This window comes from Salinimicrobium sediminis, from assembly GCF_900215295.1.
Taxonomy (GTDB): Bacteria; Bacteroidota; Bacteroidia; order Flavobacteriales; family Flavobacteriaceae; genus Salinimicrobium; species Salinimicrobium sediminis.
In genome coordinates this window covers 1560504-1578987 of sequence record NZ_OCMF01000001.1, presented here as the reverse complement: position 1 = coordinate 1578987, position 18484 = coordinate 1560504, and the positions used below count along the sequence as shown (strand labels likewise).

Sequence of the window (18484 nt, the reverse complement as noted above, 5' to 3'; positions counted from 1 at the left end):
TTTTCCTGTTAAAGCCAAAGCCATTCAAAAATGCTATTTTTAGAGAGGAAATAAATCCAGATTTATGTCAAAGACCATTCTCATCACCGGCGCCTCCAGCGGAATTGGCAGGGCTACAGCCAAACTTTTTGCAGAAAATGGATGGAACGTAGCTGCCACCATGCGTTCTCCCGAAGAGGAAAAAGAACTAAAAGAGTTGAATAACCTCAAGCTCTACAAGCTGGATGTCACCAAAAAAGAGGATCTGCAATCTATCATCTCTAAAGTGGAAAAAGACTTTTCTTCTATTGATGTCCTCTTTAACAATGCCGGCTATGGTGCCGTGGGGGCTTTTGAGAAATCTTCGGAAGAGGAGGTGCTGCAACAATTCCGGGTGAATCTTTTTGGGGTGATGGATCTTACCAGGGAATTTATTCCTTATTTCAGAAATAAAGGAGAAGGTATGATCATCAATACCTCCTCTGTAGTGGGTCGATTTACCATTCCATTATACAGCCTCTACTGCTCCAGCAAATGGGCGCTTGAAGGGTTTACTGAGGCCCTGGAATTTGAGCTCCGCCAGTTCAACATCAAGGTAAAAATGATCGAACCCGCAGCCATAAAAACTGATTTTCATGGAAGGTCGCTCAAGGTCTTTGAAAATGATTCCGTCAAAGGTTATGAAAAAATGGAGAAAAATATCCTCAGCGGAATGAAAAAGCGGAATGAAAAAGCTCCGGGTCCCGAAGTAGTGGCCGAAACGGTCTTTAAAGCCGCGACAGACGGAAAATACAAACTACGCTATCCCACCGGTAAAGGTGCGAGCGCCGTATTATTCGCGAGAAAGATCCTGCCAACATCCTGGTTCAATAAGATCCTCCTTAAACAGCAGAGTTAGTCATTGCTTTGGCTGCAAGGAATCCACCGGTCCAGGCGTTCTGGAAGTTGAAGCCTCCTGTAATGGCGTCAATATTCAGCACCTCTCCTGCAAGGAAAAGGTTAGGACATATTTTACTTTCAAAGGTTTTAAAATTCACCTCCTTTAGTTCCACGCCCCCGGCGGTCACAAATTCTTCCTTAAAAGTGCTTTTCCCATGCACCTGAAAAATTCCATGCGTCAACTGCTGCTCCAGTTCCTCCAGCTGCTGCTTGTTAAGATCTGCCCAGCGGCTTTCGACCTCAATTCCTGAAGCTGAAACCAAACTTTGCCATAACCTTTTTGGAAGATTGAATTGGGCGTACTTGTGAGGAGATTGTTTTGCATTTTCCTTTTTTAGGCGCATCAGTTCTTCTTCCACCTCTTCTGAAGAGGTTTCGGGAAGCCAGTTCACTTCGATCTCAAAATTCTTTTTGTCGCTCAATTCTCTTGCACCCCAGGCAGAAAGCTTTAGGATTGAAGGACCGCTCATGCCCCAATGAGTAATAAGTAAAGGTCCGAAGGTTTCAAGTTTGGTCCGCTTCAGTTTGACCAGGGCATTTGTGGCTACTCCGGGTAATTCCTTGATGCGGCTATCTGTAATATTAAATGTGAACAGGGATGGAACTCCCGGTACAATTGTATGCCCCAGCTCCTGAAGCAAACTCCAAACTTTTGGATTACTCCCTGTGGCTACCAGCAATTTTTTGGCAGTGAAAGTTTCCTGGGAAGTAGCTATTTCCCAAAGCTCATTTTTCTGCTGCAGGCCCTGTACGGCTCGTTTTAAAAGAACTTCAATTTTCAGCCTTTTTGACTCCTCAAGAAAGAGATCTATTATGGTTTCTGAAGAATTGGATACCGGAAACATTCTTCCGTCCTCTTCGATCTTCAGCGGAACTCCTCTCTTTTCAAACCACTCAATGGTATCGCCGGTCATGAAGTTATGAAACGGTCCGCGGAGTTCTTTTTCACCCCGGGGATAATTTTTGGTGAGTTCCTTCGGAAGGAATTCGGCATGGGTCACATTGCACCTTCCGCCGCCCGAAATGCGAACCTTGTTCAGGACATCCTTTCCACGTTCCAGGATACAGATCCTGGCTTCGGGAGCCATTTCCGCAGCATTGATTGCAGTGAAGAATCCGGCAGCCCCGCCACCAATAATTATAATATCAAAAGAAAGAGGTTCCAAAAATGTCATTTTTCAGCCCCAAAGGTATCCATTTTTAGAAGACGTTATTGTTTGTTAAAGGCTGCGCTAAATCTTTCTTAAACCTTCTGCAGCCATCCATGGGGTTCTATAACTTTAAAATTCAAAAAGTTGAATTTATGAACAAGCCCAAAGACCTTCCGAAGCAGGAGCAGAAAAGACAACCCGGAAAGCAGCAAAAAATGCACCCCGAGCCCGAGATAATTAGAAAAGATTACAAAGGCAGCGGTAAACTGAAAGGTAAAGTAGCTCTTATAACCGGCGGAGATAGCGGAATTGGGCAAAGTGTTGCTGTTCATTTTGCCAAAGAAGGTGCAAAAGTGGCAATCGTCTACCTTTCTGAAGATGAAGATGCCGGGGAAACAAAAAAGATGGTGGAAAAGGCCGGTTCAGAATGCCTTACTTTAAAAGGGGATCTAAAAGATGAAAAATTCTGTAAGGAGACCGTGCAAAAAACGGTAAAAAAATTCGGAAGCCTTAATATCCTGGTGAACAATGCTGCCATGCAATTTCCAAAGGAAAATCCGGAAGATATTACCTCTGCACAGGTGAGGAAAACCTTTGAAACTAATATTTATCCCTATTTCTTCACAGTAAAAGAAGCGCTAAAACACCTTTCTGAAGGCGATAGCATCATTAACACCACATCGGTTACAGCATACAGAGGCAGCGAACACTTACTTGATTACTCTAGCACAAAAGGGGCGATAACTGCATATACCCGTTCCCTTTCAAAAATGCTTGCAGAAAAGAATATTCGGGTGAATGCTGTGGCGCCCGGTCCCATTTGGACTCCGCTGATTCCTGCATCTTTTGACGATGAGCATGTGAGTGAATTTGGGAAAAAAGTTCCCATGGGCCGGCCGGGACAGCCCAGCGAAGTGGGACCCGCGTATGTTTTCCTGGCATGTAAAGACGCAAGTTATATAACCGGGCAGGTGATCCATGTGAATGGTGGCGAAGTGGTAGGTGCCTGATCTATTTGATATCCTTAACTTGTTCTCTTAACCAACTAAAATTTATTATGGAAGAGTGGTTCACCATAAGCGGGGAAGCTTTAATTGCAGTTGCTATAAATGCAATAGGAATTTACGCCGCCATCATTTTGTTCACCAGGCTCGCCGGTAAACGGAGTTTTTCAAAAATGTCCAGCTTCGACTTTGCAATGACTGTGGCCATTGGGTCCATAATCGCGTCCACTGTACTTTCAGAAAACGTTAGTCTTGCCACAGGTATATATGGCCTGGCACTTATTTATCTGTTACAAATCAGCGTGGCTTTGTTGCGTAGGGATGAAGGTGTAAGTAAGGTAGTAGACAATTCCCCCTTGATGCTCATGGATGGAAAAAACATCCTAAAGGAAAACCTGCACAAAGCAAGGGTCACCGAAGGAGATCTGCGGTCAAAGCTGCGGGAAGCAAATGTTTTGAATCTTTCACAGGTGAGAGTAGTAATCTTTGAAGCTACCGGCGACATCTCTGTTCTTCACAGCAACAACGAAAATGAGGTGCTTGAAGAATGGCTGCTAAAAGATGTGAAGCGCTAATGTTGGACGGAACTCAGATATTGGGACTTATCGCCGGAGTCTTTACAACTGCAGCTGTGGTCCCGCAGATATGGAAAGCATGGAAAACCAAGGAAGTGGATGATGTCTCCCCGGGAATGTTTTTTGTGCTCATCACCGGTCTCTGTCTTTGGGTGATCTATGGAGTGATCCAAAAAGACATTCCTATCATTGCCACAAACGGACTTGCCTTTATGCTGAACAGCTTTATGATCTTTTTGATTTACCGCTATAGGGAGAAAGATTAGTTCATTTCCCATAAGCTGTTAATCTTACTTAAAAACACAATTAAGGGAATCTTAAACCTGCTGAAAATAATAGTGTCTGGTTTTATTTTTACGAAAATACCTTTATATGTCGCAGGAACATCAAAAGGAAGTAGCTTCTTCATCTCCTTCCTCCAAATCAAAATTTGAAGAATTTATTATTGATAAAGATCATCCATGCCTTATGGCCCAAACGGTTTTTAGCATGGATAAAGTGGATTTCCATGAGTATGATAACTTCGGAAGCAGGGAAACCGCAAAAGCTATATTATCGGACCTTAAGAAATATATAGCTGCCTATGATTTTGAATCGAATGAATTTTTAACCTTTTTGGCAGCTTTTAAAGGAAAGCAGAATTATTCCGAAGAAGAATTCGAAAGGACTCTTTGGGAGCAATTGCAACACCTGCATGAAGTAGATGACGTAGCCTGGGACGAAGCGGTAAGTCCGGATCCGGACAATAAAAATTTCAGCTTTAGTCTTGGCGGGAAAGCTTTTTATATTGTAGGCCTGCATCCCAACAGTTCCCGCAAAGCGAGGCAGGCACCTTATCCTGTTATCGCATTTAATCTTCACTGGCAATTTGAAAAATTAAGAGAGATGAATACTTATCACACGGTAAGAGATAAGATAAGGGAGAGGGACATTGCCCTGCAGGGAAGTATCAATCCCATGCTGGAAGATTTTGGAGAACGCAGCGAAGCCAGGCAATATAGTGGAAGAAAAGTTGGAGAAGAATGGAAATGTCCTTTTCTTAACCATCAAAAATAAACATGTTCCGCCAGAAGAAATACCTTAAAGAGGATCCTCAATATATTTTCGATTTTATTCAAACCCATCCCTTTGCCACCTTCGTGCTTAATGGAGATCACATGCTTGCGACCCATATTCCCGTTTTAACAAAAGGCACTCCTGAAAAATTCACTTTATACGGGCATATCGCGGAAGCTAATGAACAATATGATTTCATCAGGGATGGATGTGAAGCTCTTGTCATTTTTCATGGACCACAAGCCTATATATCTTCTTCCTGGTATAAGGACATCGATATAAGCACATGGGATTATTCTGCAGTTCACGTAAATGTTAAGCTAAAACTGCAATCCCGATCTGAGCTGGAAGAAAGCCTGCAAAATCTTATAAAAAGATTTGAAAAAGGGCAAAAGTGCCCAATATATTATGAGGACCTGCCCAGGAAAATGGTAGAAGATCACCTGCCTTTGATCACCGGCTTCTGGTGTGAACCAATTAAAGTTCAGGCTATAGCTAAACTACACCAGGGATTTGAAAAAGAGGATATACATTCCGTTTCCAGGCATCTTGAAGATAGCCGGGATGCTCTGTCTTCAGAGTTAAGTAAAAACATTAAAAAAGAACATGGTACAGATCATTGAAAAACAAACCGGAGCTGCGTTTAAGCTCCAAAAAGGTCAAAAATTAAAAGTGATAGATCCACAGGGGGAGCAGGTGAGCGATATGGTACTTTTCAATGCAGAAGATCCCCGGGAGAAGATCTCTTCGGGAAAGACCCTGGATTTTGAAGAAAGTATCCTTATAACAAAAGGGGATTGGTTGTGGAGTAACCGAAGCAATAAAATGATGAAGATCCTGGAAGACACCAACGGGCGTAATGATTTTCTCCTTGCCCCTTGCAGCCCGGAGACATTTAAGATCATGTACAACAACCCCGATTACCATCCCAGTTGCTTTGAAAATCTCTATACCAACCTGGCTTCTTTTGGAATTGAACCCGATGATGTGCCAACGGCCTTTAATATTTTTATGAACGTACAGTTTGACGAAAAAGGGAAGTTGAGCGTAGATCCTCCTCTAAGTAAGGCGGGAGATTATGTGCTGTTTGAAGCTGAAATGGATCTTATTGTTGCACTTACCGCCTGTTCTGCCGAAGACAGTAATAACGGCAGCTTTAAACCTATACATTACGAGATCCTCGATTAAGAACTTAAAATAGAAAATCCGGAGGCAACTCCGGATTCTATGTTTGAACCAGATCTTAAAATCGAATTAAACCATTGAAACTAAATAATTCAGGTAAGCTACGGCAGCCAATAAAAAAACCAGGACTGCCAGCAGAACAGTTTTATTTAATTTAAATTTCATGCAAATTGTAATTCTTTTTTAAATGTATGAATTACGGTTTTCCGTAAAGAGCAATTAACAAAGGTTTATAAACTATTTAAAGCTACTTTCGATTAAATGCCAAAATTTATCGATGAGTTGTTAGGTCTTTACCTTCTCCTGCTTCTTTCTAAACCTGATGTTCAGCATCTCAATACTTAGAGAGAAGAAGACTGCGAAATAGATGTAACCCTTGGGAACATGGTATTGAAGCGCCTCCATTATCAACATAAAACCGATTAATATTAAAAATGATAAGGCCAGGATTTGAATAGTGGGATACTTGTTTACAAATTCTCCAATGGCCTTTGCAAAGATCATCATGACCACTATTGAAACAATAACGGCAATAATCATTAGCAACAACTCATCCGTAAGTCCCACGGCGGTTAAAATCGAGTCAAAGGAAAAGATGATGTCCAGCATCACGATCTGGAAAATCGCATAGCCAAAGGAGGTGATTTGTTTTAATTCATGTTCATGTTCATCACCTTCTACTTTTGAATGTATCTCTAAAATGGATTTTATAAGTAAGAAAATCCCTCCTGCAGCCAGAATAATGTCGCGCCAACTAAAGTCATAATCGAACATTGAAAAAACAGGTTCTGTAAGACCAATAAGCCAGGTTATACTAAAAAGAAGCGCTATCCTCATGAGCAGAGCCAGAGTGAGCCCTCCAATCCTGGCTTTGTTTTGTTGTTCTTTTGGGAGTTTACCTGCTACAATAGAAATGAAGATAATATTGTCTATCCCCAAAACGATTTCCATAAACGTAAGCGTAAGAAGTGCAACCCAGGTGTCCACTTCAAGAAACATTTCCATACTCTGAAGGTTAAGTTAAGCTGCTGAAGTTACAGCATCTTAACTTTTATCCAAATTACTCTTAGAAAAAATTAGCAATATAGCAGAGCTTTTTGCTTCTTTATTGTAATATTGCATTTAATAAATCTATCTATGGGAATTACAAAATCAGAAATTTTTACTGAGGAACAGAACAGGATTGCCAACATGGCAAAGGCCTTGGGGCATCCTGCAAGGATCTCTATCCTGCAGCACCTTTTTCAAAGCGATTCCTGTATCTGTGGAGATCTGGTAGACAAGATCGGACTTGCTCAACCTACAATTTCCCAACATCTTAAGGAGCTAAAAAATGCAGGACTTATAAAAGGAAATGTAGAAGGCACCAGCGTTTGTTATTGCATTCATAAAGAGAACTGGATGGAGATGAAGAAATTGCTGAATTCATTTTTAGACAGTGATATTTCCACCACTTCAGAATGTTGTTAGGAGTAAAATAAATTACGATGAAAATTGCATTTTTTAGTGACATCCATGCCAACCTTCCTGCCCTTGAGGCTTTTTTTCAGGATCTGGGCAAAAGAGATATAGATGCGGTTTACTGTCTTGGAGACCTCGTTGGTTATAATGTATGGCCAAATGAAGTGGTTGAAGAGATCCGGAACAGGAGAATACCCACTATTGCCGGAAATTATGACTTCGGAATTGGCAGGAACAGCAACGAATGTGGTTGTGCCTATAAAACTGAAGAGGAAAAAGCCAATGGTGCTGTTTCCATTTCTCTTACCAACGAATTAATTTCAGACAGGAACAGGAATTATTTAAAGAATCTTCCGGCGCATATACGGGTGGAATATCAGCTGAAGGAGGAAAAGCTCAACTTGCTGCTGGTACACGGAAGCCCCCGAAAGATCAATGAATACCTCTTTGAAGACCGGGCAGAGAAAAGCCTGCTGCGTATCATGGAAGACGCTGAAGCAGATATCATGTGCTTTGGTCATACCCACAAGCCCTATCACCGCATATTGAATTCCGGTGACGATCAAAACCCATACTACCGGCACGCGATCAATCTTGGATCCATAGGCAAGCCTAAAGATGGAGATCCCCGTGGCTGCTACGTATTGCTGGAAATAAATGAAAGTGCTTCAGTTTCAAAAAAAGAAAGTATTAAACCACAGTTCATAAGATTTGATTACCCGGTGGAAAAAGCAGCAAAGGCTGTGGAAAACAGCAAACTTCCCAATACTTATGCAGAGAATTTAAGAACAGGAAAATAATTTTCAGCAAAACCCAATCTCATGCCCCAGGAAAAACAAATCGCCTTTTTCGAAAAATATTTAAGTCTCTGGGTTGCCCTGTGTATAGGTGCGGGAATCCTTATTGGAAATGTTGCCGGCGATGTGATGCAGGTGGTGAGCGGCTGGGAGATCTACAGGGTAAATATTCCCATTGCCATCCTTATCTGGATGATGATCTACCCAATGATGCTCCAAATCGATTTTACCAGCATAAAGAAAATAGGTCGTAAACCTAAGGGAATTGTGCTCACCGTGGTGATGAATTGGCTGGTGAAGCCTTTTACTATGGCCTTTTTTGCCTGGATCTTTTTCACCAAAATATTTGCAGCCTTTATCGATCCTTCAATGGCCGGGGAATATATCGCAGGAGCCATAATTTTGGGAGCCGCACCCTGTACCGCCATGGTGTTCGTATGGTCTTATCTTACCGACGGAGATCCGAACTATACGCTCATGCAGGTTTCTGTCAACGACCTTATTATTCTCTTTGCCTTTGTTCCTATTGTTGGATTCCTTGTTGGCATAACAGATGTTGTGGTGCCTTATGAAACTCTTATTTTAAGTATCCTAATTTATGTAGTGATCCCTCTGGTCGCGGGAATAGTGACAAGTAAATTACTCATCGGTTCAAAAGGCAGGGAGTGGTTCACAGGCAAATTCCTTCCAAAGTTCAAGCCGGTAAGTATTATTGCTCTCCTGCTTACTTTAATTCTGCTGTTCGCATTCCAGGGAGAAAACATATTGAACAATCCTTTTATTATTCTGCTCATTGCTGTCCCACTGATCATTCAGACTTACTTTATCTTTTTTATCACCTGGTTTTCCGGTAAGAGGTTAAAACTGCAGCACCAGGTTTGTGCGCCTGCAGCAATGATTGGAGCAAGTAATTTTTTCGAACTTTCAGTAGCTGTAGCGATTGGGCTTTTCGGGTTACAAAGTCCGGCGGCTTTGGTCTGTGTGGTGGGCGTTTTAGTAGAAGTGCCGGTAATGTTGTCCCTGGTCAACTACGCTAATAGAAAACGATATTAACAGGGCCAAAGTTTTTCAAGCTAAAACTTTTCATTTGAAGTAAGAAGAAAAGTTTTCTTAGCTTTAAAAGATGAGCGAATATACTTTTGTAGAGTCTCAAAAATTTACCCAGTGGTGGATATGGATCTTTCTTCTGGGGATTGGCATGTTTCTTTTTTATGTGCAGAGCAATCTGGGCCCTATCATCCTTATTACGGTGAGCCTGCTCTTTTTATTTATGAGGCTGGACACCAGAGTCGACGCCCGGGGAATTAGTTTTAAATTCTTCCCTTTTGTAAAAAAGGAATTTATGTGGAGTGAGATCTCCTCTGCCAGAGTAGTTGATTATGGCTTTGTAGGCGGCTGGGGCATTAGGCTCTACACCTCCTATGGCACTGTCTATAATGTAAAGGGGAGCAAAGGTTTAGCTATTGAACTTAAGGATGGCAAAAAGTTCTGCCTTGGAACACAAAGACCTGAAGAACTTCAAAATATTCTTTCTTTTAAACCTTCAAAAAATGAATCTTAAAGCACTTTTTCTAATATTTCTAATGGCACTGATCTCCTTCCCGGGTTTTTCTCAGGAAACCATAGATTCTGAACTTTACCTCACCTTAAAAAAGAACGACAGTCTGCTTTTCGCGGAAGGCTTTAACCATTGCAGGATTGAAGCATTTGAACACCTTATAAGTGAAGATCTGGAATTCTATCATGATAAGGGTGGTTTGACCACCAATAAAGAGGATTTCCTGAACAACGTTCGCAACAATATTTGTTCTTCGCCGGATAAAAAGCCTATCCGAAAGCTGGTCCCGGGGAGCCTTCAGGTTTTTCCGCTGTACCGGAATGGGGAACTTTACGGTGCCATTCAAAAAGGGCAGCATGAATTCTTCATTAAGGAACCGGATAAAGAGCTGTATCAAACCAGTACTGCACTTTTCACTCACCTGTGGCTGCTTGTTGAAGGGGAATGGAAATTAAAAAGGGTGCTCAGCTATGATCATAAAAACTAAAGTGCCAAAAAAGGCATTTTTGAAGCTCCTTATTTTGCTTTTGCTTCTTCAAAGCTGCGGAAAATCAGGAGACGGCCTCATCTCTTCTGCTCTTTCTTCTTCGGAAATTGATTGGATTTCCGAAAAAACTCAAAATCTGATTTTGTATGCTCCTGAAGATTCCTATGCAGCCGAAAATTTGGCAGAATTAAAGATTCAGGCAGAAACGGCGCGACAACAGGTTATGGAACGCCTGCAGGTAGTAAAACAAGAGGCTGCACCTTCACTCCTTTTCCTTGAAAGCAGAGAAGAGATGCAAGAATTTACCGGCATTGCTGCCGGCGGAAGAACCGTGGTTGAGGAAAACGGAGCTTTTTTTACCATGAACGACGCGGTAAATCCCCCTTTGCGGCATGAATTGGGACATCTTTATTCCTGGCGCAGTTGGGGTCCTCCTGCAGGTTACTGGCTTAGCGAAGGTGTGGCTGTCTATGCAGCCGGCGATTGTAGAGGTGAAGACCTGCACGCCTGGGCGGCAAAACTCACTTCAGAAAATAAGCTTCAGGATTTTTCCCTTTTGGAACAGGATCTTGATTTCTCAAGCGCTGCTGCTCACCTGCAGGCGGGAAGCTTTGTAAAATATGTAATGGAAAAATATGGAGTAAGATCCTTCCGGCTAATTTGGGAAGAGGGCCTCTCTGCTTCTTCAGATGCCACCGGCCTGGAAATGGATGCGCTTCTCGATCAATGGACCGGGCACATCATGCAAAAAGAATTCACTGCTGCCGCACAATTTTTAGATTTAGACACAAAAATAAGCTGCGAATAAAAGCAGTCTTAAGGGAATAAAAAAGGCTTCAAAAAACTTGAAGCCCTTTTTATTTTAAACAACTAAAATTTAATCCTCCCCGTTATCATCGTCATCGTCGTCATCATCTCCATTATGATCATCGACGCTCACAAAATTTCCCTCTGCATCAAACTTTAGTTCCATCCCGTTGTTTAAAGTAACCTCAAAAGTGCCATCATCTTCTTTTTCGGCTTCTATAATGGAATTGTCGGGATAATTTTCAGCAATATAATCCCGAATTGACTGGGGCAGATCGGCTACGGCAATGTCTTCATCATCTTTGTCATCATTGTCATCATCATCTACCCGGCCAAGGAAATCTCCATTGGCATTAAAAACGAGCTTTACATCTGTTGAAAGTTCGATTTCATAATTCCCGTTATTTTCCAATTCTGCTTCTTCAATGCTTGCTCCGGCAAAATGGGTACTAATAAAATTTCTGATCTTCTCCGGCAAATTTGCAGCGGCAATATCTTCATCCCCAAAATCGTCCTCGCCATCGTCGTCAATTCCGAGAAAGTTTCCCTGTGCGTCGAAAACAAGTTCGATTCCGTTGTTGAGTTCCACCTCAAATTGGCCATTGTCTTCAACTTCCGCTTCGTGAATGGTGTTATCTGGATAGTTGGTACTGATATAAGTTAGAACCGGCTGCGGAAGGGCGGCCGAATTGACATGATGATCTGAACTATCTGCAATGAGATTTAGATCTACGTCTGTTCCGGTATCTCCATCATCGTCACTTGAACAGGAATTAAGGCTCAATAAAGCAACAAAGGCTAAACTTAAAAATTTGATCTTTTTCATTGTTAAAAATTTTGAATGGTTATTCTGTTTAAAAACGGCTTTGGGCAGAGCAAATTTTAAAATGGCTACAGATTTAGCAGAACTTTAAGAATGGAAAGAAAATGGTTACAATTTAAGTAAGAGGTTCAGGTTTTACTGATCAGATTTTAACTTCTGAAACAGTTTGCTTTTGCTGAGGGACAACTCCATTAATTTTAGAATTTACTGCCTCAATAACTTGTTTCAGAAAAAGATTGATGTCGAAATCGGGATGTTCCACCAAGCCGAATCTTACTACTACAAGATCTTCAGAAGGAATAATGAAAACATGTTGTCCCTGGAAACCATTGGCAGAAAAAAGATCGCGGGGAACATCGGGATAAATTCCGCCGGCATTAAGCCAAAAATGCGCACCGTACTGTCCGTCTGATCCTACCACAGGTTGCACGGTATAATTTACCCAGGATTCGTTTAATACCTGTTCTCCATTCCAGTTTCCTTTATGCAGGTAAAGCAGCCCGAATTTGGCCCAATCGCGTGCCGTAGCCCAGGAATAGGAAGAGCCAACATAATTCCCTGCAAGATCCGGCTCCAGGGTCATGGAATGCATTCCTATCTTATCTATCAATTGGGTATACCAGAAATCGAGATAAGCTTCATGACTACCAAATTGATCCCGAATAAATCCCGAGATTAAATTAGTTGTCCCCGAAGAATAATTCCAAACGCTTCCCGGCTCCCCTACCAGTTTCTTATGCAATTGAACCCGGGTCATATCTTCGGCTAAAAACAGCATTTTTGTGACATCTGATATTTTGGTATAATCCTCCTCCCAGGCCAGGCCGCTATTCATTTGAAGCAGATCATCCAAAGTGATCTCTACCCTTGCGTCCTTTTCCCATTCCGGAAAAAGATCATCTTCTTTTAAATTTACCTGTCCCTTCTTTTCCAGCACCCCCAAAACTGCACTGGTTATACTTTTTGTCATAGACCAGCCCAGCAATTTGGTCTCTTCGGTAAAACCGGGAGCATATTTTTCAGCTATCAGGTGGTCTTTATACAGCACCACAACTGCCCTGGTTTTATTGGCTTCAAAAAAGGCGTTTTCAAGAGCTGTACCCAGTTGTGAATAATCAACTTCAGCAAAAGTGGTGTCTATGGGTTTTTCATTTCCGAAGGGGTAAGGAGTACTACTTTCTAAAAATGTCCTTTTTGGCCGGGATTTGAATAGATCTTTATTTTTGGAATCTTCCGGTAACAGGGTACATCCAAACCCCTGATTATAAACTGCCGTACGCTTCTTTAAACCAAAGACTGTGGAAGAAGCCGAAAGATTTTCATGATCCACCTCGGTTTCAGCAAGATTAACGGGATCAAAATTATTGTCCTGTGCGGTTACAGTTTCGGGGTCCCTTCCTGCTTCAAAAACGCAGGAACACATGTTCTTTGCTGCAAAACCTGTAATGAGATTGAGACGGGGGTAGTAAATGTAAATGACTATTCCCACTGCCAGGAGCGACAAAATAATTAAAAAGGTGAAAAATCTTTTCATGAATTGGTTTAGAGAATAAAGATATTAGTTATCTCCTTACCTCCCAACAGGATAATTTTCAAAATGTTTGAAAAGCTGCACGTTAAGCATCAGTAGATGGTCACCTCCGGCAGATCTTTTGACGGTTGATCAAAAAACTGAAGATGTTTATACTTCCGAAGAGTGCACAGCAGCATCAACAGATCTAATTTTCTTTTCTTCTTCCCGGGTTGTTGATTCAAGGCCCTGAATATCCTTCCGGATAAGCAACGAAAGCAGGAGAGCGACGAATAAAAACCCCGAAAATATATACAGGGTCGAATTATAGCTGTTGGACACGGAGCGCGCCCAAGCCGCCAATAAAGGACCGGCCATGCCAGCCGTCGCCCAGGCTGTGAGCATATAGCCAAGGATAATTCCTAATTGTTTGGTGCCAAAAAGGTCTTTCAGAAAAGCAGGCATGGTGGCAAATCCGCCGCCGTAACAGGAGATGATCACAAAGATGAATAGCTGGAACAATAAAGGATCCTCCACTTGCGGAAGCCCCAGGAATGCCAACATCTGAATGATGAAAAAAGCACTAAAGACATTAGGTCTGCCAATAGCATCTGAAAGGGAAGCCCAACCTAGGCGGCCAAGGCCGTTAAACAAGCCCATCACTCCCACCATTGTAGCTGCAGCCACAACGGTCAATCCTGCAAATTCCTGTGCCATGGGGGATGCGGCTGAAATTATAGCGATTCCGCAGGAGATATTGATAAAGAACATAAGCCATAGCAGCCAGAAGCGTCGGGTCTTTACCGCCTCTCCAGCCGTGAGCTGCACAGATGCCTGCTCCACTTTCTTTGTCACCTTTCCGGCATTAACCGGAGCCCATTCGGCCGGGGGTGAAGCAAGATACAGCGAAGACAGAAGTATAACTATAAAATATATGCTTCCCATGAGGTAAAAAGTATTTGCAATCCCTACAAACCCTATTAGATAAACTATTAGAGGACTGCTGATGAGCGCTGCAAAACCAAAACCCATTACCGCCATTCCTGTCGCCAACCCGGGTTTATCGGGAAACCATTTAATGAGGGTCGAGACAGGGGTAATATAACCGAGCCCAAGACCTATTCCCCCCAAAAGACCGTAGAAAAGATAGAGGAGGTAAACCGACTCCAATTCAATAGCAATACCCGAACCGGCAATACCCACTCCAAAAAGGATGGCCGTCAAAATACCCGATCTTTGGGGTCCCTTCTTTTCCAGGAAATGACCTAAAAAAGCTGCGGATATGCCTAAAAAGAAGATCGCCAGACTAAAAGTGAATTGGGTCTCCTTTAGGTCCCACCCCAACTGTTGCGTCAGGGGAGTCGTATATACACTCCAGGCATAGACAGAACCAATGGATAGGTGGATCCCTACCGCAGATGCGGCTATAAGCCACCTGTTCTTAGTTTTTTTCATACAGCCGGGAAGTTCATCATATTGGTTGAAAAGGCAAAATAAAAATATACAGGCGAACAGATTTATGATGAGTGTCAGTCAACCAGATAATTTCCCCGGAAATCGCTTGTTCCTGCTGCAAATTTATCAGGCAAAAACCCGTAAATTTGCCACCGCAAAACCAGATTTTACCTATGATCGAACAGGAAGATAACTTTGAAAAAGAATTAGCGGGACTCTATTCCAAAACGCTTATCCTCATGTTCGCCATTCTTTTCTCAACGATCTTTGCTGCCGCATTGCTCATGGTAAACCTGCGAAGCCTGGGAAAGAATAAACCCACGCTTTTAGTAGGTTTGTTTGCATTTCTTTTTGTGATCGCCACTGCCGTGGCCATGCAGGCTTTCTCCCTTTCTCCCAGCCTTACAATTGTCGCCAATGTCATTGGAGCCGCCATTTTGAATGAGTTCTTCTGGAACAAGTATATTGGCAGTGACTTTCCCTTTAAAAAGAAGAGTTGGGTGAAACCCACTCTTATTTCTATAGCTATTGCCATGATATTCTTCCTGATATTAATGGGTAGCATGTAGTATTTGCTGCTATTTCTGAACTTCGAATTCCCGATCTTTTCTTATTTAGCCTGAACAGCTTTTGATTAACTTTAGGTATAATTCCTTCCTCCGGAAAAAAAACCAGGGCGATGGGCAGAGAAAATGCACTTCTCTTTATAAAATTGCTGCACACTGCGGTGTGGTCATTTTTTGTTTTTATTATTTTCTACGTCGTCTATTCGGGAATATCCGGTAAGATCACTCCTTTTACCTGGATCTCTATAGGATTAGTTGTGGGAGAAGGTTTGATCCTGATTCTTTTCAAAATGTTTTGTCCAATTACTTTAATTGCCAGAAAATATTCGGATTCAAAAAAGGAAAATTTTGATATCTTTTTACCTAACTGGCTGGCGAAGTACAACAAGATCATTTTTACTACTATTTTCCTGATTGGTGTTCTACTTGTATTACTGCGCTTTTACAATATTCTCTGACTTCTTCCGGAGAAGCCTATATGGTGGACGGACTAAAAGAAAAAGCAATTAGCAATTACGACAGATCCACTCTAATGAATCCTGACAGTGAAAACAGGAAAAAGATGCTGGAAAAGATAAGAATGCAGTAGAAAAGTGAAAGATTACATCATTCTATGTGCATTTAAGGCATGAGTGTGAATTAGAAAAGAAAAATTAGGTCGCAGTTTGGATTTCCCGATTAATTACGTTCTGCAAATAACAAGGTGTTACTACCATACACCTCTTCTTTCTTTCTGAAATTTAGATCAAAACCGGCATTTTCCAGAAGATTGTCGATTTGAACCTCATGAGCAGAATTTATACCGGCGTTGAATAAAACCTTGCCTTCCGGCCTCAAAAGGCGGGAAATGTTTTGCCAAAAAAGTTGGGAAAAGAATTTTTCGGGCACCCGCAGGTCCAGGAATAAGTCGATGATAATTAATCCGAATTTACCGGAGGTCGTGTTCACAAAATCTTCAGCATCTGCACAAATTATTTCGAGAGGTTGATGCTCCTCTATTGAGAATTCGGTTTTTGCAATCTCTATAATGGAAGCATCAAGTTCTACCGCGGTGATCTTTCCGTAGTAATTGTATTTCTTCCGCAGCAGGGGAATTGCGCTTCCGCCGCCAAGGCCTAGGAGAAGGATAGGGGCAGCGCGATCTGCCCGAATTTCAGCAAGGCCGAGATCAAGCACTTCCTGCAGGGGGCCATAGGAGTAATTCGCATGTTGACTATCCAGCACTTTTCGCCCGTTGATCCAGGTGACTTCCAGTTTGCCATTATAGTGGGATTCGTAGCTTTTGGTAAGAGGCCACAGGTAACTCAGGGATTTTTTCATAGCCCTGCAAAAATAAGAATTCCTTCAGCGGAAACCGGAAATGACAGGCTCAAAAAAACACGGGCCAAAAGAATATCTTCCGGCCCGTGCACTTTCAGAAAAAAACAGGTTATTCCACAATAAATTTACCCTTCATCATAGCGTAATGGCCGGGAAAACTACAGATGAATTCGTAGGTCCCTTTTTTGGGGGCAGTAAATTCGATAGTTGTGGATTCTCCCCCTCCAATGAGTTTGGTATGAGCTATAACTCCTTTTGAAGGAATGTATTCGGTAGCTTTTGCATTCATAGCTGCCTGGGAGAATTTAGCAACATCGGTACCGGCTTCAAGCAGCACAAAGTTGTGCCCCATGGCATTTTTGGGAAGCTTTCCGGTATGGTTCAGAGTCAGCTTGATCTTTTCCCCTGCTTTCACGCGAATCTCATTCGTATCAAAACGCATCTGATCATTTGAATTGATAACGATCGTCTTCACGGGCTGAAAGTTTTCGTTGGTATTATTCATGGCGGCAATACCGGGATTATGATTGATTCCGGTCAATGCCAGTAAAAAAGCGATTGTTAGGCTTAAAAAATGCATATTCATGATTATAAAAATTAAAATTTAATAGTTCTTACTTATGGGCTGGATGTGGATCGTCGCTATGGGTCATTAGCTCGTGCAATGCTTCTATGGTATGGGTATAATCCACATAGGCTGTAACAAATTTGCGGCCTGCCGCGGGGGACGCATCTTTATCATTTTTGAGCCGCTCCACTTTCTCATATTTTTCTCTTACCACCTTCTCCAGATGGGATTTGAGAGCGGAAATGAGAGGTTCCGGTTCTTCTTCGTGTAAAGCGGCATCGGTCATCTGAATGATCTTTGAGGTGGAACCCGCAGGCTTGAGTCCGGTGTAGGGTGCTCCCTCCCCTTCTCTATGGAGACGCACAAGCGTTTCAAAAAAGTGCTTTTCCAGGAGTTCATAGATCTCCGGGTCAGCATTTTTAAATTTTACAGTTTTCTTGAATAAGCTGGTAATTTCCTCTTCATGTTGAGGTTCGATCCATTTTAGAACCGGGGTCACATCCTTTGCCTCCAGTGCTGCCATTGCATCTTTAATAACAGGACCGTCATAGGAGTCGCAGTGTGCCGAAGCCTGCTGCGGGAGCATCCATAAAACAAATGCAAGAGCAGCCATAAAGAACATTCTCCTCCATCTTTCATTTCTCACGTCTTTTTTCATAGCCTGAAATTTTAAATTATTAAACAAAGATAAGCAAAAAAATCCATAGAGGACAAACTTGTCTTTTATATTACTTCAAACTTTATAAAAGGAATTATTCTAAAGGAGTTTAGTCCGGATTGGTAAGAAAAGTAGCCCCGGCAGAAATGTCGTTTGCCAGGCCTAACAGGGTAGTATCGCTAAAAGTCTTAAGGAATTCATCCCTGGTACTGGCATACCTATGATGCATGGGACAGGGATGCACGTCTGAACATTGATGCAAACCCATTACACATTCCTTAAAAATGGCGAGGCCGTCAATAGCATTTACCACATCCAGCACTGGTAAATTCAATTGATATTTCTCACAGAAGAAGCCTCCATAAGGCCCTTTTAGAGAGGTGACGATCTTATGCTTATTAAGGGTTTGCAGAAGCTTAGCTGTAAAAGCGGTAGGAGCTTCAATTTCCCGCGCGATCTCTTTTACACCCAGCTTCACGTCCTCACTTGCTTTAGAAGCAATAAAGACGGCTGCGCGTATGGCATATTTGCAGGATTTGGAGATCATAAACTATTTTCAACTACTCCAAAAATAGAGAAAATAGA

General features: G+C 42.1%; 24 protein-coding genes. 15 read left to right on the top strand and 9 right to left on the bottom strand.

What is annotated here, in order from left to right; genetic code table 11:
- Positions 1 to 64: 64 nt before the first annotated feature.
- Positions 65 to 877 (top strand): SDR family oxidoreductase, encoded by an 813-nt coding sequence (locus CRO16_RS07335; protein ID WP_097055636.1) that lies wholly within the window; start codon positions 65 to 67, stop codon positions 875 to 877.
- Here CRO16_RS07335 and CRO16_RS07330 read toward each other — a convergent pair.
- A complete protein-coding gene (locus CRO16_RS07330) occupies positions 861 to 2093 on the bottom strand; it encodes a BaiN/RdsA family NAD(P)/FAD-dependent oxidoreductase (RefSeq protein ID WP_097055635.1) in 1233 nt (410 codons plus the stop codon). The genes CRO16_RS07335 and CRO16_RS07330 overlap by 17 nt on opposite strands.
- A 128-nt stretch (positions 2094 to 2221) precedes the next feature.
- Here CRO16_RS07330 and CRO16_RS07325 point away from each other — a divergent pair, with 128 nt between their 5' ends.
- The 6 genes from CRO16_RS07325 to CRO16_RS07300 all read left to right on the top strand — a co-directional run bounded on the left by CRO16_RS07325 (position 2222) and on the right by CRO16_RS07300 (position 5892).
- A complete protein-coding gene (locus CRO16_RS07325) occupies positions 2222 to 3079 on the top strand; it encodes an SDR family oxidoreductase (protein WP_097055821.1) in 858 nt (285 codons plus the stop codon).
- A 47-nt stretch (positions 3080 to 3126) separates the two neighbouring features.
- A complete protein-coding gene (locus CRO16_RS07320) occupies positions 3127 to 3648 on the top strand; it encodes a DUF421 domain-containing protein (RefSeq protein WP_097055634.1) in 522 nt (173 codons plus the stop codon).
- A complete protein-coding gene (locus tag CRO16_RS07315) occupies positions 3648 to 3914 on the top strand; it encodes a SemiSWEET family sugar transporter (protein WP_245858901.1) in 267 nt (88 codons plus the stop codon). Before CRO16_RS07320 ends, CRO16_RS07315 begins: the two co-directional genes overlap by 1 nt.
- A 106-nt stretch (positions 3915 to 4020) precedes the next feature.
- Positions 4021 to 4704 carry a guanitoxin biosynthesis heme-dependent pre-guanitoxin N-hydroxylase GntA gene (gene gntA, locus CRO16_RS07310; RefSeq protein WP_097055633.1) on the top strand — a complete coding sequence of 228 codons (684 nt, stop codon included), beginning with the start codon at positions 4021 to 4023 and terminating at the stop codon, positions 4702 to 4704.
- A 2-nt stretch (positions 4705 to 4706) separates the two neighbouring features.
- Positions 4707 to 5327 (top strand): FMN-binding negative transcriptional regulator, encoded by a 621-nt coding sequence (locus tag CRO16_RS07305; RefSeq protein WP_097055632.1) that lies wholly within the window; start codon positions 4707 to 4709, stop codon positions 5325 to 5327.
- Entirely contained in the window at positions 5311 to 5892 is a 582-nt protein-coding gene (locus CRO16_RS07300; protein ID WP_097055631.1) for a DUF1989 domain-containing protein, read from the top strand. Before CRO16_RS07305 ends, CRO16_RS07300 begins: the two co-directional genes overlap by 17 nt.
- Before the next feature lie 282 nt (positions 5893 to 6174).
- Here CRO16_RS07300 and CRO16_RS07295 read toward each other — a convergent pair whose 3' ends face one another.
- Positions 6175 to 6894 carry a TerC family protein gene (locus CRO16_RS07295; protein ID WP_097055630.1) on the bottom strand — a complete coding sequence of 240 codons (720 nt, stop codon included), beginning with the start codon at positions 6892 to 6894 and terminating at the stop codon, positions 6175 to 6177.
- A gap of 132 nt (positions 6895 to 7026) precedes the next feature.
- Between CRO16_RS07295 and CRO16_RS07290 the strand changes: the two genes are divergently transcribed.
- The 6 genes from CRO16_RS07290 to CRO16_RS07265 all read left to right on the top strand — a co-directional run bounded on the left by CRO16_RS07290 (position 7027) and on the right by CRO16_RS07265 (position 11000).
- Positions 7027 to 7359, top strand: coding sequence for an ArsR/SmtB family transcription factor (locus CRO16_RS07290; RefSeq protein WP_097055629.1), 333 nt, complete (start codon positions 7027 to 7029; stop codon positions 7357 to 7359).
- 17 nt (positions 7360 to 7376) lie between these two features.
- On the top strand, positions 7377 to 8150 hold the full coding sequence (locus tag CRO16_RS07285; RefSeq protein ID WP_097055628.1) for a metallophosphoesterase family protein: 774 nt from the start codon (positions 7377 to 7379) through the stop codon (positions 8148 to 8150).
- A 21-nt stretch (positions 8151 to 8171) separates the two neighbouring features.
- Positions 8172 to 9200 carry an ACR3 family arsenite efflux transporter gene (gene arsB, locus CRO16_RS07280; RefSeq protein WP_097055627.1) on the top strand — a complete coding sequence of 343 codons (1029 nt, stop codon included), beginning with the start codon at positions 8172 to 8174 and terminating at the stop codon, positions 9198 to 9200.
- Positions 9201 to 9270: 70 nt separating this feature from the next.
- Positions 9271 to 9708, top strand: a complete 438-nt coding sequence (locus CRO16_RS07275) for a hypothetical protein (protein WP_097055626.1) — start codon at positions 9271 to 9273, stop codon at positions 9706 to 9708.
- Entirely contained in the window at positions 9698 to 10192 is a 495-nt protein-coding gene (locus CRO16_RS07270; protein WP_097055625.1) for a nuclear transport factor 2 family protein, read from the top strand. The genes CRO16_RS07275 and CRO16_RS07270 overlap by 11 nt, the downstream gene beginning before the upstream one ends.
- Positions 10176 to 11000, top strand: coding sequence for a gluzincin family metallopeptidase (locus CRO16_RS07265; RefSeq protein ID WP_097055624.1), 825 nt, complete (start codon positions 10176 to 10178; stop codon positions 10998 to 11000). Before CRO16_RS07270 ends, CRO16_RS07265 begins: the two co-directional genes overlap by 17 nt.
- A gap of 69 nt (positions 11001 to 11069) precedes the next feature.
- Here CRO16_RS07265 and CRO16_RS07260 read toward each other — a convergent pair whose 3' ends face one another.
- From CRO16_RS07260 to CRO16_RS07250, 3 genes are all read right to left on the bottom strand, one after another.
- Entirely contained in the window at positions 11070 to 11825 is a 756-nt protein-coding gene (locus CRO16_RS07260; protein ID WP_097055623.1) for a PepSY-like domain-containing protein, read from the bottom strand.
- Positions 11826 to 11964: 139 nt separating this feature from the next.
- Complete coding sequence (locus CRO16_RS07255; protein ID WP_097055622.1) at positions 11965 to 13356, bottom strand: serine hydrolase domain-containing protein; 1392 nt, start codon at positions 13354 to 13356, stop codon at positions 11965 to 11967.
- A 147-nt stretch (positions 13357 to 13503) separates the two neighbouring features.
- Positions 13504 to 14787 carry an L-lactate MFS transporter gene (locus CRO16_RS07250; protein WP_097055621.1) on the bottom strand — a complete coding sequence of 428 codons (1284 nt, stop codon included), beginning with the start codon at positions 14785 to 14787 and terminating at the stop codon, positions 13504 to 13506.
- A gap of 173 nt (positions 14788 to 14960) precedes the next feature.
- Between CRO16_RS07250 and CRO16_RS07245 the strand changes: the two genes are divergently transcribed.
- Together CRO16_RS07245 and CRO16_RS07240 are read left to right on the top strand one after the other, a co-directional pair.
- Positions 14961 to 15356 carry a hypothetical protein gene (locus CRO16_RS07245; protein WP_097055620.1) on the top strand — a complete coding sequence of 132 codons (396 nt, stop codon included), beginning with the start codon at positions 14961 to 14963 and terminating at the stop codon, positions 15354 to 15356.
- Positions 15357 to 15466: 110 nt separating this feature from the next.
- The gene (locus CRO16_RS07240; RefSeq protein WP_097055619.1) at positions 15467 to 15811 is read left to right on the top strand and encodes a hypothetical protein; all 345 of its coding nucleotides are present in this window, start codon (positions 15467 to 15469) and stop codon (positions 15809 to 15811) included.
- A gap of 220 nt (positions 15812 to 16031) precedes the next feature.
- On the opposite strand, the gene CRO16_RS07235 is transcribed toward CRO16_RS07240, so the two are convergent.
- The 4 genes from CRO16_RS07235 to CRO16_RS07220 form a co-directional block, all read right to left on the bottom strand.
- Positions 16032 to 16673: a spermidine synthase gene (locus tag CRO16_RS07235; protein ID WP_097055618.1), complete on the bottom strand. Its 642-nt coding sequence runs from the start codon at positions 16671 to 16673 to the stop codon at positions 16032 to 16034.
- Between the two features lie 109 nt (positions 16674 to 16782).
- Entirely contained in the window at positions 16783 to 17253 is a 471-nt protein-coding gene (azu, locus tag CRO16_RS07230) for an azurin (RefSeq protein WP_218839728.1), read from the bottom strand.
- A 34-nt stretch (positions 17254 to 17287) separates the two neighbouring features.
- Positions 17288 to 17899 carry a DUF6448 family protein gene (locus tag CRO16_RS07225; RefSeq protein ID WP_245858900.1) on the bottom strand — a complete coding sequence of 204 codons (612 nt, stop codon included), beginning with the start codon at positions 17897 to 17899 and terminating at the stop codon, positions 17288 to 17290.
- Positions 17900 to 18008: 109 nt separating this feature from the next.
- Positions 18009 to 18446 carry an RrF2 family transcriptional regulator gene (locus tag CRO16_RS07220; protein ID WP_097055616.1) on the bottom strand — a complete coding sequence of 146 codons (438 nt, stop codon included), beginning with the start codon at positions 18444 to 18446 and terminating at the stop codon, positions 18009 to 18011.
- Positions 18447 to 18484: the final 38 nt, after the last annotated feature.

What these genes read in the sequence shown, in the direction of transcription:
- CRO16_RS07335 (WP_097055636.1), top strand. Translation starts at nt 65, where the DNA reads ATGTCAAAGACCATTCTCATCACCGGCGCCTCCAGCGGAATTGGCAGG.
- CRO16_RS07330 (WP_097055635.1), bottom strand. Translation starts at nt 2,093, where the DNA reads ATGACATTTTTGGAACCTCTTTCTTTTGATATTATAATTATTGGTGGC.
- CRO16_RS07325 (WP_097055821.1), top strand. Translation starts at nt 2,222, where the DNA reads ATGAACAAGCCCAAAGACCTTCCGAAGCAGGAGCAGAAAAGACAACCC.
- CRO16_RS07320 (WP_097055634.1), top strand. Translation starts at nt 3,127, where the DNA reads ATGGAAGAGTGGTTCACCATAAGCGGGGAAGCTTTAATTGCAGTTGCT.
- CRO16_RS07315 (WP_245858901.1), top strand. Translation starts at nt 3,648, where the DNA reads ATGTTGGACGGAACTCAGATATTGGGACTTATCGCCGGAGTCTTTACA.
- gntA (WP_097055633.1), top strand. Translation starts at nt 4,021, where the DNA reads ATGTCGCAGGAACATCAAAAGGAAGTAGCTTCTTCATCTCCTTCCTCC.
- CRO16_RS07305 (WP_097055632.1), top strand. Translation starts at nt 4,707, where the DNA reads ATGTTCCGCCAGAAGAAATACCTTAAAGAGGATCCTCAATATATTTTC.
- CRO16_RS07300 (WP_097055631.1), top strand. Translation starts at nt 5,311, where the DNA reads ATGGTACAGATCATTGAAAAACAAACCGGAGCTGCGTTTAAGCTCCAA.
- CRO16_RS07295 (WP_097055630.1), bottom strand. Translation starts at nt 6,894, where the DNA reads ATGGAAATGTTTCTTGAAGTGGACACCTGGGTTGCACTTCTTACGCTT.
- CRO16_RS07290 (WP_097055629.1), top strand. Translation starts at nt 7,027, where the DNA reads ATGGGAATTACAAAATCAGAAATTTTTACTGAGGAACAGAACAGGATT.
- CRO16_RS07285 (WP_097055628.1), top strand. Translation starts at nt 7,377, where the DNA reads ATGAAAATTGCATTTTTTAGTGACATCCATGCCAACCTTCCTGCCCTT.
- arsB (WP_097055627.1), top strand. Translation starts at nt 8,172, where the DNA reads ATGCCCCAGGAAAAACAAATCGCCTTTTTCGAAAAATATTTAAGTCTC.
- CRO16_RS07275 (WP_097055626.1), top strand. Translation starts at nt 9,271, where the DNA reads ATGAGCGAATATACTTTTGTAGAGTCTCAAAAATTTACCCAGTGGTGG.
- CRO16_RS07270 (WP_097055625.1), top strand. Translation starts at nt 9,698, where the DNA reads ATGAATCTTAAAGCACTTTTTCTAATATTTCTAATGGCACTGATCTCC.
- CRO16_RS07265 (WP_097055624.1), top strand. Translation starts at nt 10,176, where the DNA reads ATGATCATAAAAACTAAAGTGCCAAAAAAGGCATTTTTGAAGCTCCTT.
- CRO16_RS07260 (WP_097055623.1), bottom strand. Translation starts at nt 11,825, where the DNA reads ATGAAAAAGATCAAATTTTTAAGTTTAGCCTTTGTTGCTTTATTGAGC.
- CRO16_RS07255 (WP_097055622.1), bottom strand. Translation starts at nt 13,356, where the DNA reads ATGAAAAGATTTTTCACCTTTTTAATTATTTTGTCGCTCCTGGCAGTG.
- CRO16_RS07250 (WP_097055621.1), bottom strand. Translation starts at nt 14,787, where the DNA reads ATGAAAAAAACTAAGAACAGGTGGCTTATAGCCGCATCTGCGGTAGGG.
- CRO16_RS07245 (WP_097055620.1), top strand. Translation starts at nt 14,961, where the DNA reads ATGATCGAACAGGAAGATAACTTTGAAAAAGAATTAGCGGGACTCTAT.
- CRO16_RS07240 (WP_097055619.1), top strand. Translation starts at nt 15,467, where the DNA reads ATGGGCAGAGAAAATGCACTTCTCTTTATAAAATTGCTGCACACTGCG.
- CRO16_RS07235 (WP_097055618.1), bottom strand. Translation starts at nt 16,673, where the DNA reads ATGAAAAAATCCCTGAGTTACCTGTGGCCTCTTACCAAAAGCTACGAA.
- azu (WP_218839728.1), bottom strand. Translation starts at nt 17,253, where the DNA reads ATGCATTTTTTAAGCCTAACAATCGCTTTTTTACTGGCATTGACCGGA.
- CRO16_RS07225 (WP_245858900.1), bottom strand. Translation starts at nt 17,899, where the DNA reads ATGAAAAAAGACGTGAGAAATGAAAGATGGAGGAGAATGTTCTTTATG.
- CRO16_RS07220 (WP_097055616.1), bottom strand. Translation starts at nt 18,446, where the DNA reads ATGATCTCCAAATCCTGCAAATATGCCATACGCGCAGCCGTCTTTATT.